Source organism: Curtobacterium pusillum, from assembly GCF_007673235.1.
In the GTDB taxonomy this organism is placed as follows: Bacteria; Actinomycetota; Actinomycetes; order Actinomycetales; family Microbacteriaceae; genus Curtobacterium; species Curtobacterium pusillum_C.
In genome coordinates this window covers 609,560-622,856 of the sequence record NZ_VDZH01000002.1, presented here as the reverse complement: position 1 = coordinate 622,856, position 13,297 = coordinate 609,560, and the positions used below count along the sequence as shown (strand labels likewise).

At 73.5% G+C, this 13,297-nt stretch carries 5 protein-coding genes and 1 other RNA gene; 1 reads left to right on the top strand and 5 read right to left on the bottom strand.

Features of this window, described 5'->3' with window-relative positions; genetic code table 11:
• Positions 1 to 14 precede the first annotated feature (14 nt).
• The 4 genes from recR to ffs all read right to left on the bottom strand — a co-directional run bounded on the left by recR (position 15) and on the right by ffs (position 11,347).
• Positions 15 to 614, bottom strand: a complete 600-nt coding sequence (gene recR / locus FS532_RS07700) for a recombination mediator RecR (RefSeq protein WP_079236554.1) — start codon at positions 612 to 614, stop codon at positions 15 to 17.
• A complete protein-coding gene (locus FS532_RS07695; protein ID WP_144752164.1) occupies positions 614 to 3,349 on the bottom strand; it encodes a DNA polymerase III subunit gamma and tau in 2,736 nt (911 codons plus the stop codon). Before FS532_RS07695 ends, recR begins: the two co-directional genes overlap by 1 nt.
• Before the next feature lie 142 nt (positions 3,350 to 3,491).
• Complete coding sequence (locus tag FS532_RS07690; protein WP_186321953.1) at positions 3,492 to 10,880, bottom strand: choice-of-anchor G family protein; 7,389 nt, start codon at positions 10,878 to 10,880, stop codon at positions 3,492 to 3,494.
• Between the two features lie 370 nt (positions 10,881 to 11,250).
• Positions 11,251 to 11,347: signal recognition particle sRNA small type (gene ffs, locus FS532_RS07685), an RNA gene on the bottom strand.
• Positions 11,348 to 11,383: 36 nt separating this feature from the next.
• On the opposite strand from ffs, the gene FS532_RS07680 reads away from it, so the two are divergent.
• The gene (locus FS532_RS07680) at positions 11,384 to 12,058 is read left to right on the top strand and encodes an SDR family oxidoreductase (protein WP_144752159.1); all 675 of its coding nucleotides are present in this window, start codon (positions 11,384 to 11,386) and stop codon (positions 12,056 to 12,058) included.
• On the opposite strand, the gene FS532_RS07675 is transcribed toward FS532_RS07680, so the two are convergent.
• Positions 12,051 to 13,250, bottom strand: coding sequence for an acetate/propionate family kinase (locus tag FS532_RS07675; protein ID WP_144752156.1), 1,200 nt, complete (start codon positions 13,248 to 13,250; stop codon positions 12,051 to 12,053). The genes FS532_RS07680 and FS532_RS07675 overlap by 8 nt on opposite strands.
• Between the last annotated feature and the right edge of the window lie 47 nt (positions 13,251 to 13,297).

Sequence of the window (13,297 nt, the reverse complement as noted above, 5' to 3'; positions counted from 1 at the left end):
TTGGCCTGACCGGGTCAGCCGCCGACGACGCGGCGACCCTCGAAGGCACGCCCGAGCGTGACCTCGTCGGCGTACTCGAGGTCACCGCCGACGGGCAGCCCGGAGGCCAGGCGTGTCGTCCGGATCCCCATCGGGACGAGCAGACGGCTGAGGTACGTCGCGGTGGCCTCGCCCTCGAGGTTCGGGTCGGTCGCGATGATGACCTCGTCCACCGTGCCGTCCGCCAGCCGCGTCATGAGCTGTTGGATGCGGAGGTCGTCCGGGCCGATGCCGTCGATCGGACTGATCGCGCCACCGAGCACGTGGTACAGCCCGCGGAACTCCCGGGTGCGTTCGATCGCGGCGACGTCCTTCGCCTCTTCCACGACGCAGATCACCGCTGGCGAGCGGCGTGGGTCGCGGCAGATGCTGCACTGCACGTTCTCGGTGACGTTGCCGCAGATCTCGCAGAAGCGGACCTTCTCCTTGACGTCCGCCAGCAGCTCGGCCAACCGCGACGGGTCGAACGACTCGGTCTGGAGGATGTGGAACGCGATGCGCTGCGCCGACTTCGGTCCGATGCCGGGGAGGCGACCGAACTCGTCGATGAGGTCCTGCACGATGCCGTCGTACATCAGGCGCCTTCCTCGTGGAGCGAGGTCTCCTCGATGAACTGGGCGTTCAGGATCTCACGGACCACGGCCTCGCCGTAGCGACCGGCCACCGGGGTCCGGCGGACCTGGGGGGCGGGCTGTTGCCGCGGCGCGGTCTGCTGCTGCGGTGTTTGCTGTTGCGGTGCCTGTTGCGGTGTCTGTTGCGGTGTCTGTTGCGCGGGCGCGGCTGCCGGCGACGGCGCCGCCGGACCGGCGGGTGCGTCCGCGTAGGGCTCGCCGTCACCGTAGGGGTCGTCGTCGAGCGGGTAGTCGTCGACGGGCACGTCCGGCGCATCGGGAGCGACCGCAGGTGCGACCTCCGGCGTCGATGCCGCCTGCGGGGCACCGGCGGACAGCGACGACGCGGGGCGCAGCTGGGCCGCGAGGGCCGCGTCGACCGCCGGGTTCGAGACGGTCGGCGTGGGCGCGACCGGTTCGCCGGTGTCCGTGGTGCCGAACGGGGCGGACCAGGACGGCTCACCGCGGTCGGGTGCGGCTGCGCCCGAGGGGTCGTTCGCCGGGATCGACGCGACTGCCCACTCGGTCACCGGGGCGCCGGTGGGCTCGGACGCTGCCGCTGCGGGGGCGGCCGCGGGCGTCGGTGTCGCAGCCGCCGTGGGCTCGGGGGCGGCCGTGCGCCCGAGACCGGGCGCGCGCTCGGTCTCGGGCGCGCGCTCGGGAGACCGCTCCGGTGCCGGGGCGGATGTCTGCGCCGGGGTGGGTGCCTGCGCCGGGGTGGGTGCCTGCGCCGGGGCGGCCGGGCGCTGCGGTGCGGCCGACTGCTGCGGAGCCCGGTCCTGCGGCGGCGCCGTCGGCTGCTGCGGCTGGGCGGGACGCTGCTGACCGGGGCCGCCGGGGCCACGAGCGACGAACTTCACCCGGAGCCCGAGCACGTCGACGATCGCCTGCCGCAGGAGCTCGCTGACGCTGTTCGACGGGTCGGACATCTCCTTGAAGGAGGCCACGTCCTGCTGGCTCGGGAACGTCAGGGTGAGGACGTCCTCACGGAGGGCAGTGACCTGCGCGGTGACGACCACGGACCACGCCGAGCGCTTCGCCCGCTGCACGTGCTCCACGATCTGGGGCCAGGAGTCCCGGAGCTGCTGGAACCCGACGGCCGCGATCGGACGGACCGCGGGCTCGTCGCCGGCGGCGGCTCCCTGTCCGGTCGACGAGGCGTTCGCGCTCCCGGCCACGGGGCTCGGTGCGGAGGCCGGTGCCGCGGACGTCGGAGCGTTGGACGTCGGCGCTGCGGCGGCCGGTCGTTCGGACGGGGCCTCGGGTGCGCTCGGCACAGCAGCGGCCCACGACGCAGCGGCATCCCGTGCGGCCGTGCCCGGGTCGACCGGCTGCTGCGCGGACTCGGCCACCGGCGCGGCGGGCTCGGCAGGCGGTGTCGGCGCGGGTGCCGGTGCCGGTGTCGGCGCAGGTGCCGGTGCGGATCCGGCGACCGGAACGGAACGCGACGGCGTCTGCGGTGCAGCGGGGCTGGGCGCGCTCGTCTGCGCCGCGGGGGGCAGGGTCTCCGGACCGGCCTGGTGCCCACCGGCGTCCCCGACGCCCACGCGGCGCTCGAGCCGCTCGACCCGCGCGAGCGCACCACGCTGGGTGTCGTCTGCCTCGGGCACGAGCATCCGCGCCGTCATGAGTTCGAGGTGGAGCCGCGGCGAGGTCGCGCCGGTCATCTCCGTCAGTGCACGGTTCGCGATGTCCGCGGCGCGCGACAGTCCGTTCGCGCCGAACACACCCGCCTGACGACTCATCGTGTCGAGTTCTTCGGGCGAGACGCCCCGCAGGACCGCGGCCGCGCTCTCGTTCGTCGCCGCGACGACGATGAGGTCGCGGAGGCGCTCGAGCAGGTCCTCGACGAAACGACGCGGGTCCTGCCCGGTCTGCACCACGCGGTCGATCGCGGCGAAGGCCGAGGCCGGGTCGGCCACCGCGAGCGCGTCCACGACGTCGTCGAGCAGCGCGGCGTCGGTGTAGCCGAGGAGCGCGACGGCACGCTCGTACGCGATGGCCCCGTCCTCGCTGCCCGCCATCAGCTGGTCGAGCAGGGACAGGGTGTCGCGCACGGAGCCGCCGCCGGCACGGACCACGAGCGGCAGCACGCCCGGCGCGACCGACACCGACTCCTGCGTGCAGAGCTGCTCGACGTACTCGAGCATCGCGGCAGGCGGGACCAGGCGGAACGGGTAGTGGTGGGTGCGCGACCGGATCGTGCCGATGACCTTCTCGGGCTCGGTCGTCGCGAAGATGAACTTGACGTGCTCCGGCGGTTCCTCGACCAGCTTGAGGAGCGCGTTGAAGCCCTGCGGCGTCACCATGTGGGCTTCGTCGAGGATGAAGATCTTGTAGCGGTCGCGGGCCGGGGCGAACACGGCGCGGTCGCGGAGGTCACGGGCGTCGTCGACACCGTTGTGGCTGGCGGCGTCGATCTCGATGACGTCGAGCGATCCGCCGCCCCCGCGGGCCAGCTCGACGCAGCTCGGGCAGACGCCGCACGGGGTGTCGGTTGGCCCCTCGGCGCAGTTGAGGCAGCGCGCGAGGATGCGGGCGGAGGTCGTCTTGCCGCAGCCGCGCGGACCGCTGAACAGGTACGCGTGGTTCACCCGGTTCGTGCGCAGGGCCGTCCGGAGCGGATCGGTGACCTGCGACTGTCCGATCAGCTCGGCGAAGTTCTCGGGCCGGTAACGGCGATACAGGGCGGTGACCACGCCCCAAGGGTAGCCGGGACGACCGACACCCCGTGGCCTGGACGGACCATCTGTGGGAAGTGGGGCGCAGGCACGACGCACACCGCGCCTCCCGTCAGTGCAGACGACGGACGAGAGGCGCGGTGTGGGTCGTGCCGTGGGGTCAGGCGCGGCCCCGGCGGCGGATGCCGCGGGCGAGTCGGGACAGGCCCAGCAGGAGGAACCCGAGGACCACCAGCCCACCGGCCGCACCCGCGAGCGGCGCGACGTCGGCACCCGTGAAGGCGAGTCCACCGGAACCGGGGCCGTAGCCGGCACCGGACCCGTCCGCGCCGGAACCGTCCGCGCCGGAACCGGGCAGGCCGGGGGTCCCGGGCGTGCCGGGCGTGCCCGGCCCACCCGGCGTCCCCTGGTCGGCTGCGTCGACCACCACGGCGATCGACTGCGCGGCCGACGTGGCGCCCGCCACGGTCTGCGTCACCCGGATGGTGTGCTGCCCCACCGCGAGACGGAGCACCACGGACCAGGCCCCGGTGTCGTCCGCGGTCGTGGTGACCGGCGTCCCGTCGTCGGCGACGACCGTGACGGTCGCACCCGGCTCGGCTGTCCCGGCGACGCGCCAGTCGACGGTCCCGGCGGCCGAGGCCGTCTGGTGCGCACCCGGCGTGGGCGAGGTGACCGCGAGCGGCTGCACCGCGTCCACCACGATCGGCACCGGCTGCGCGGCCGTCGTCGTGCCGTTCACCGACTGCGACGCCGTGATCGTCCACTGGCCCTCCGGCACGCGGTCGAAGGTGACGCTCCAGTCCCCGTTCGCGTCGGCCCTCGCCGTCCGGACCTGACCGTTGGACAGGCGCACCGTCACCAGGGCGCCCGGTGTGGCGTGCCCGGTCACCGTGAAGGACCCGGTGTCACCGGTCCCCGTGGCGGGGATGAGCTGGCCCGGTGCCGGACTGGTGATGGTGACGTCGGTCGGCTGGGCGGCGGCGACCGTCACCCTGCTCGTGACCGGAGTGGATGTGACACCGCCCACGGTCTGGGTGACCGACACCGTGTGCGGTCCGACGGGCACGGCACCGACGGTGACCGTCCACGAGCCGTCCCCGCCCGCGGTGGTCGTCGCGGTCCGGCCGTCCACGTCGACCCGGATCGTGGCGTTCGGCTCGGCCGTGCCGCTCACCGGGACGGAGGCCGTCGGCCCCGTGGTCGGGATGACCTGACCGTCGGTCGGGGTCGTGACGCGGACCGGTGCGACGGCGCTGACGGAGAACCCGACCCCGGGTGCGTCCGTCGTGGTCCCGCCCACGGTCTGCGAGGCCGCGATGGTGTGCTGCCCCGTGCCGACGTCCGGCACGGTCACGGTCCAGTCGCCGTCACCGTTCGCGGTGGTGGTGACCGGTGTGCCGCCGTCGATGCGGACCGAGATCGCGGCGTTCGGTGCCGAGACACCGGAGACCTCGACGTCGGTCGTGCCGTCGACCACCCGGTACGTGGTGCCGGCGACCGGCGACGTGACGACGATCGCGTCCGCCGCGGCCACCTCGACCGTGACGTCGCGCACGATCGGCGACGACGTGGTGCCGTTCACCTCCTGCGTGACCGTGACGGTGTGGTCGCCCTCGTCGAGCCCGGTGACGTCCGTCGTCCAGCTGCCGTCGGGTCCGACCGGGACCACGATCGGGTCCTCGTCGTCGACGACGACCCGGACGGTCCCGCCGGCCTGCCCGGTGCCGCTGACCGGCACGGTGGCGGTGGTCGTGCCGGCGGGGACGGTGACGGTCGCGCCGTCGGCCGGGGTCGTCACCGCGAGCGCGGTGCCCGGGGCGACGGTGAAGGTGCTGGCGACCGGCGCCGAGGTCGAGCCGTCGACCGTCTGGGTGGCACGGATGGAGTGCTCCCCGACGCCGACGTCCTCGAGGTCGACCGTCCAGGTCCCGGCGTCCGTCGCGGTCACGGTGACCGGGTCTCCCCCGTCGATCGTGACCCGGACCTCGGCCCCGGACTGCGCTGCGCCACCGGCGGTGATCGTCGCGATGGAGTCCTGCTGCGCGACGCGCACGGTCGACCCGTCCGCCGGGGTGGCGATCGTGATCGGGTCCGCCACGAGCACCCGGATGCCCACCGTGGCCGGGGCGGAGACGGTGTCCCCGATCCGCTGGGTCACGCTGACCGTCGGGGTCCCGGCCGGCACGTCGGGCACCGAGACGCTCCACGCGCCGTCGCCGTCCGCCGTGGTGGACTCGCTGCGTCCGCCGCCGAGGTCGACCACGACGGTCGCCCCGGGCTCGGCCGTGCCGCTGACGTCGACCGTGGTGGTCGCGCCCTCACCGGCGACCAGGTACTGCTGACCCGCCGTCGGCTCGTCGATCAGGACGGGGTCGCCCGCCTCGATCTCGAACGACGTCTCGACCGGGGTGCTCGAGGTGGAGCCGCCGACGGTCTGCGTGACGCTGACGTCGTGCGTCCCGACCCCGAGGTCCGGCACGTCGACGCTCCAGCTGCCGTCGTCCCCGGCGGTGACCTCGACCGGGTCGCGGTCGTCGACCGTGACGGTCACGGTGGCGCCGGACTCGGCGTCACCCGCGACGGTCACGGTGGTCGTGGCGGTGCCGTCCGCGACCGTGATCGGGTCGTCACCGGGCTCGCGGATCGTCAGGTCGGCCGCCGCGACGACGGACACCGGACGCTCGACCGCGGCACTCGTGGTGCCGTTGATCGCCTGGGTGACCGCTGCCGTCCACGACCCGACCGGGACGTCCTGCACCGTGGTGGACCAGCGGCCGTCGTCACCGACGGGTGCCGTGGCCGTGCCGCCCGCGCCGAGGTCGACCCGGACGGTCGCTCCCGGCTGGCCGGTCCCGGCGAACGCGACGTCGGTGGTGGCGTCGTCGTCCGCGACGGTCACCGAGGTGGCCCCGGCCGGCGTGGTGACCGCGAGCGGCGCACCGGCCCGGACGGAGACCCCGGCGCTCACCGGCGCCGAGGTCTGTCCCTCGACACGCTGCGTCGCGCGGACCGTGTAGTCACCGACCGGGACGTCCTCGAACGTCGCCTCCCAGGTGCCGTCGGTCTCGGCGGTCACCTGCTCGGAGTCGCCGTTCGACAGCGTGACGGTGACGGCGGCGCCGCCTTGCGCCCGTCCGGCTGCGCGGACGTCGGCCGTGCCGGCCGCGTCGGCGACCGTCAGGACGTCGCCGTCCTCGGGGGTCGTCAGGGTGAGCGCGGTGGCGGCCCGCACCGTGACGGTCTGCTCCGGAGTGGAGGCAGTGGTCCCGTCCACGGTCTGGGTCGCGGTGAGCGTCGGGGCACCGACACCGACACCGTCGAACGTCACCGTCCAGTCGCCGTCACCGTTCGCGGTCGTCGTGCGCTCGTCGTCGCCGAGCCGCACCGTCACCGGTGCGTTCGGCTCGGCCGTGCCGGAGACCGTCACCTCACGCGTGGCGTCCGCGTCGGGGACCAGGAGGACCGCGTCGGCGTCCGGGGCGGTGATGGTCACCGCGTCGGCCGCCTCGATCGTGACCGTCCGGGTCACCGGGTCGGACGTCGCCGGGGACGAGACCGTGCCGGGCAGGGTCTGCGTGACGGACACCGGGTGGGTGCCGACGCCGAGGTCCGGGAACGTCACCGACCAGGTGCCGTCCGCCCCGACCGTGGCCTGCTGCTCGTCCTCGCCGGCGGTGCTGGCGCTCACGGACGCACCGGGCTGGCCGGTGCCGGTGACCGTCACGTCGCGCTGCACGTCGTCACCCGCGACGGTGATCGGGGCGGTGCTCGGTGCCGTGATCGCGAGGGGGTTCGCGGTGACGACCTGGAACGTGGTCGGGATGGCGCTCGTCACGACGTCCGCGACGCTCTGGCTCGCGTTCACCGTGTAGGTGCCCGTGGGAGCGAGACCCGTGGCGTCGACCGTCCACGCTCCGGTGGGGCTCGCCGTGGTGGTGAACTGCGTGTCCGGCCCGAGGGACACCGTGACGTCGGCGTTCGGTTCGGAGCTGCCGGAGATCGGCACGGTCGCGGTGGCGTCCCCGTCGACCACCACGAAGCGCGACCCCACGGCCGGCGACTCGATGGTGATCGCGGTGCCGGGCACGACCGTGAAGTCCGCCGTGACCGTCGGTCCGGTGGTGCCGTTCACGGTCTGGACGGCCGCGACGGTGTGGTCGCCGATGCCGAGCTGGACCGGGTCGGTGGTCCAGTTGCCCGAGGCGTCCGCGACGACCACGACGGGGTCGCCGTCGTCGACCGTGACGGCGACCGAGGCTCCGGCCTCGGCGGTGCCTCGCACCACGACGGCCGCCTGGCCGCCGGCGCCGGCCGGGACCTGCTGCGCGTCCGTCGGCGACGCGATCACGAGGTCGTCGCCGACCGCGACGGTGAAGTCGCGGTCGACCGGCGCCGAGGTCTGCCCGCCGACCGTCTGCGTGACGCTCGCGGTGTGGTCGCCCGTGCCGACCGCGGGCAGGGTCACGGTCCACGTGCCGTCGTCACCGGCGGTCGTCGACACCGGGTCGTCCGCGCCGTCGAGGACGACGTCGACGGTCGCACCCGGCTGGGCGGTGCCCGTGACGGTGACGTCGATCGTCGCGTCGTCCGTGGCGACCGCCGTCGTGCTCCCCTGCGTCGGCGTCGAGACCGCGAGGCCCGCACCGGCTGCGACGGTGACGACCTGGCGCACGGCCGGTGAGGTCGTGCCGTTCACGGTCTGGTTCGCCGCGATCGTGTACCGGCCGACCGGGACGTCCTGGACCGTCGCGGTCCAGTCGCCGTCCCCGTTCGCCGTCGCCGTGGCGGTCAGACCGCCGCCGAGGGAGACCGCGACGTCCGCTCCGGGCTCGGCGGTGCCGACCAGGTCGAGGTCCGTGGTGGTGTCGGCGTCGAGGACGGTCACCGTCGCGCCGGGGGCCGGCGTGGTGATCGCGATCGGCGCACCCGCGCGGACCGTGAAGGCCGATGTCACCGGACCGGACGTCGTCCCGTCGACCGTCTGCCGTGCGGTCACCGTGCGGTCGCCGACCGGGACGCCCTGGAACGTGGTCTCCCAGGCCCCGTCGCCGTCCGCGGGGACCGTGGCGGTGAAGGAACCACCGATGCCCACGACCACCTGCGCGTTCGGCGCCGCGGTGCCGGACACCGTGACGGGGGTCGTCGAGGTCGTGCCGGCGACGGTGATCGTGCTGCCGTCCTCCGGTGCGTCGATCGTCAGCGCGGGGGCCGCCGTCACGGTGAAGTCACGCGTGACCGGCGTGCTCGTCGAGGAGCCGACGGTCTGCGTGACACTCGCCGAGTAGCCCCCAGCGGGGACGGCCGTGATCGTCGTCGACCAGGCGCCCCCGGCGTTCGCCGTGGTGGTCGCCGTCCGGTCGCCGCCGTTCACCGAGACGTCCACGCGGGCCCCGGGCTGCGCGGTCCCGGAGATCGGGACGTCACGGGTGTCCCCGACGAGCGGGAAGTCCTGGCCCGCCGTCGGCGAGGCGATCGTCAGGCCCGCCGCGGCCACGACCCGGAACGCGCGGGTGACCGGCGCCGAGGTGCTGTCGCCCACGGTCTGCGTGACGCTGGCGGTCTGGTCGCCCGTCGGGACGTTCGGCACCGAGATGCTCCACGCGCCGCTCCCGTTCGCCGTGCCGGTCGCCGTCAGGCCACCGCCGAGGTCGATGTCGATGCGGGCGTTCGCGGTCGCGGTGCCCGTCAGGGTCACGGGCGCCGTGGTGCCGGTGGTGGTGAAGGTCTGCCCGGCGGTCGGGGTCGTGATCGTCAGCGCCTGCTGCGCGACGACCGAGAACGGCTGCGTGACGGTGCCCGCCGCGGTGCCGCCGACGGTCTGCGTCGCGGTGGCCGTGTAGTCGCCGGTCGGGACGCTCGCGATGGTCGTCGTCCAGGTGCCGTTCGCGGCGACCGTGGCGGTGCCGGTGCGTCCGCCACCGAGGCTGACCGCGATCGTCGCCCCTGGCTCCCCCGCGCCGCTCACCGCGACGGTGCGGGTCGAGGAAGCGGTGGGCACGCTGAACACCTGGTTCGCCGTCGGTGCCGTGATCGTCGGTGCGACGAACGCGCTGGCGCGGACGGTCGAGGTCGCGAGGTCGACCGTGGCGACGTTCGCGCCCGGCAGGATCGACAGGCGCAGCGCGTGCACGCTCCGCGAGCCGAGGTCGTACCCGCGGGCGTCGCGGAACCCGGTCGTCGTGTCCTGCGCGTTCACGGTGAGGTCGATCACCTGACGGAGGAGCAGCACGACGGGCGAGAGCAGCGTCGCCACCGCACGGGTGGTGTTCGTCAGCGTCGCGCCGAGCTGGGTGAGTGCGGTACCGCCGATGATCGGCCGGAGCGCCGTCTGCAGGGCCGGCACGACGATCCCGGTCACGACCGGGGCGAGCACCGTCCCGAGGGGCAGCGGGAGTCCGGCGAGGCTGCCGGACGCCGTGATCGTCGGGTTCGCGGTGGCCGTACCGGCGAGCGCACCGAGCGTCGTGTCGACCTGCAGGCCGATCGCCGCGGCGGGCTGCCCGAGGACGGTGGCGTTCGTCGCGATGTCCACGCGGACCGCGGTCGAGTTGATCGTGTTCACGACGGCGGTCTGCAGTGCCGTCGGCAGCTGCGTCCCGAGGATCGTGGTGATGCTCTGGTTGATCGAGTTCACGGCCGCGGTCGTCAGCACCGGGGTGTTCGCGGGCTGCCCGTTGAGCGCCGTGAGCTTGTCGAGGTCGACCGTGATCGTCCCGGTCGACGGGGTGATCGTCACGGCGCCGTCGGTCAGGGGCTGGCGAAGGACCTGGGTCAGCGTGTCGTCGAGGTTGAGGTTCACGTTCGCGGTGATGTTCGTGCCGCTCACGTTCACCGTCCCGAGCAGCGCCTGACGCAGCAGCGTCTGGATCTGCGCGGTCACGGCCGAGGTGGTCCCCTGCAGGGCGCCACCGGTGCCGAAGACACCGTTGACGGAACTCGACACCGTCCGGAGCTCGTCCCGGAGCGAGGTGGTCAGGCCCTGGACCGCCGGGCTGGTCAGGGCGAGGTTCGCGCTCGCGATCCGGTAGTCGCTCGACGTGCTCACCGTCGCCCCGCGCGTCGCGGAGAGCGTCGACGCGAGGGCACCGACCTGCAGCCGGGCGTTCGACAGCACCGTCGTGTCGGCGCCGACGCGCGAGAACAGCGGATTGAGGTCCAGCGTCGCCGCACCCGTGCCCGAGCCGTTGCCGACACCGATGCCGCCGTCGTTCGTGAGGAGGCCGGAGGACGCGGTCGCGCCGTTCGCCGAGGTCGTCGCGTACTGGCCGTCGACCCCGAGGGTGAGGATGCCGTTCGCCCCGATCAGGTCGATGTCGTTCCCGAGGTCCACCCCGACCGCGTTCAGCGCGGTGAGGTTGAGCGGCTGGTTCGTGGTGCCGCCACCGGTGGTCGCTCCGCGGGCGGAGTAGGCACCGCCGAGCTGCGCGATCGTGTCGACGTCGACGATGCCCGACCCGCTGAGCAGTACGCCCTCGGCCTCGGAGACGTCGGTCTGGGCGGCCGCCGCCGGTTGGAACGCCACGGTGGCGGCGATGAGCGCCGTCACCGTGGCGATGACGCCGCCACGCAGGAGGAGACGCCGATCGTCCGATGCTCGTCGTCGAGCTCGGTCGCCAGCACCGATGATCCGTCGTGTCCAGTCGCCCGCTGTCGTGGGTACGCGGGTACCCCGAAGCGACACGTGCCTGCGCATGCGTGTCTCTTTTCCTGGCAGGACGCGCCTGCCACCTGATCCGGAAACTCCCCCGCTGGTGAGGCGGTGGAGGGTTCAGGAATCCTGGTTGGGGATTCCTGAGGCCGATCTTTGCACACGATCAGGTTGCTGTCCGCAACCCGTTACGAAACGGACACCAGACGACGAAAAGACTCCCCACGCACCCGCACGGGAGCATGGGCACAGCCCCGGTTACCCCGCACGAAAAGACTCCCCACGCACCCGCCAGAGCCCGGTTACCCTTGCTGCGTTTCCGCCCTGGGGGAGTTGGCCTGGATGGCGTCACGTGAGGAGCCTCCGGAAGTCTACCGGACGGAACGGGCAGACTCGGACACATGAAGATCGCCATCGCCGGAGGACACGGCCAGATCGCCCTGCTCCTCGCCCGCCTCGTCACCGACGCCGGCCACGACGCCGTCGCCATCGTCCGCAACCCCGCACACGTCACCGACGTCGAGCAACAGGGCGCCACAGCGATCGTCGCGGACCTCGAGCAGCTGGACGACGACGAGCTCGCGCTCCGCCTACGCGGTGTCGATGCCGTGGTGTTCGCGGCCGGCGCCGGCCCGAACAGCGGCGCGGAGCGGAAGCTCACCGTCGACCGGGACGGCGCGATCCTGCTCGCCGACGCCGCCGAACGGGCCGGGATCCGTCGGTACGTGATGGTCTCGGCGATGGCGGCGGACTCGTACGACCCGGAGCGTGCGGTCGTGCCCGCCCGTGCCGAGGCCGACGTGTTCCAGGTCTACCTGCGTGCGAAGGCCGAGGCGGACGCGAACCTCCGGGCGCGCAGCCTGCGGTGGACGATCGTGCGACCCGGCGGCCTGGTCGACACCGTCCCGCAGGGCACCGTCGACGTCGGCCGGACGCTCCCGCGCGGCACGATCCCCCGCGCGGACGTCGCCGCGGTGGTGCTGCACGCGATCCTCGACGACACCGCGGTGGGCGTCCAGTTCGAGGTCACGAGCGGCGACACCCCGATCCCGGCGGCCCTGTCGGCGCTCAGCTGAGCGCGACCGCGGCCGACTGGCGGGCGATCTCGAGTTCCTCGTTCGTCGGGATGACGAGCACCGCGACGCGCGATGCATCCGTCGAGATGAGACGGGCTTCGCGCGATGCGAGCTCGTTCCGGTCCGGGTCGATCTCGATGCCGAGGTGCTCCAGGCCCGCGAGCACGCGACGACGGAGCAGCGCGTTGTTCTCGCCGACACCGGCGGTGAACACGACGGCGTCGAGGCCGCCGAGCTGCGCCGTGTACGCACCGACGTAGCGACGGATGCGGTGGCGGTAGACGGCGAGCGCCGCCTCGGCCACGTCGTCGCCGTTGAGCGCGGCGTCCTGCACGTCGCGCATGTCGCCGTTGCCGGTGAGCCCGAGGAGCCCGGACTCCTTGTTGAGCATCGTGTCGAGCTCGTCGAACGACAGCCCGGCCTCGCGGTGCAGGTGGATCAGGACCGCCGGGTCGAGGTCACCGGAGCGGGTGCCCATCACGAGGCCCTCGAGCGGGGTGAGGCCCATCGAGGTCTCGATGGACTTCCCGCCGTCGATCGCCGCGGCCGAGGCCCCGTTGCCGAGGTGCAGCACGATCGTCTTCAGCTCGGCGAGCGGTCGGCCGAGGAACTCTGCGGCCTGCTCGGACACGTACTTGTGGCTCGTGCCGTGCATGCCGTACCGGCGGATCGAGTACTTCGCGGCGAGGTCGGCCGGGATCGCGTAGGTGTACGCGTGCGGCGGCATCGTCTGGTGGAACGCGGTGTCGAACACGGCGACCTGCGGCACGTCGGAGAACACCTGCTTCGCGGCGCGGATCCCCTCGAGGTTCGCCGGGTTGTGCAGCGGCGCGAGGCTGTTCAGGTCCTCGATCTGCTGCTCGACCTCGTCGGTCACGACGGTGGCCCGGTCGAAGGTGGTCCCGCCGTGCACGACGCGGTGCCCGACGACCGCGGGCGGGTACTCGTCGAAGGACGGCCCGACCTTGGCGAACGCGTCGATCATCGCCTGGAACCCGGCCGCGTGGTCCGGTACGGCGCTGGCGTCGTTCGACGAGGACTCCCCCGTCAGCGCGTTGGTGTGCTTCCACGCGCCGGTCGACTCGCCGATGCGCTCGACGAGTCCGGAGGCGAGCGTGCGCTCCCCCTCGAGTTCGATGAGCTGGTACTTGAACGAACTCGATCCGGAGTTGACGACGAGGGCTGCGGTCACGGGACGGTCGCTTTCTGTTGGGGCCTGGAGGCGCGGTGCGGGTCGGT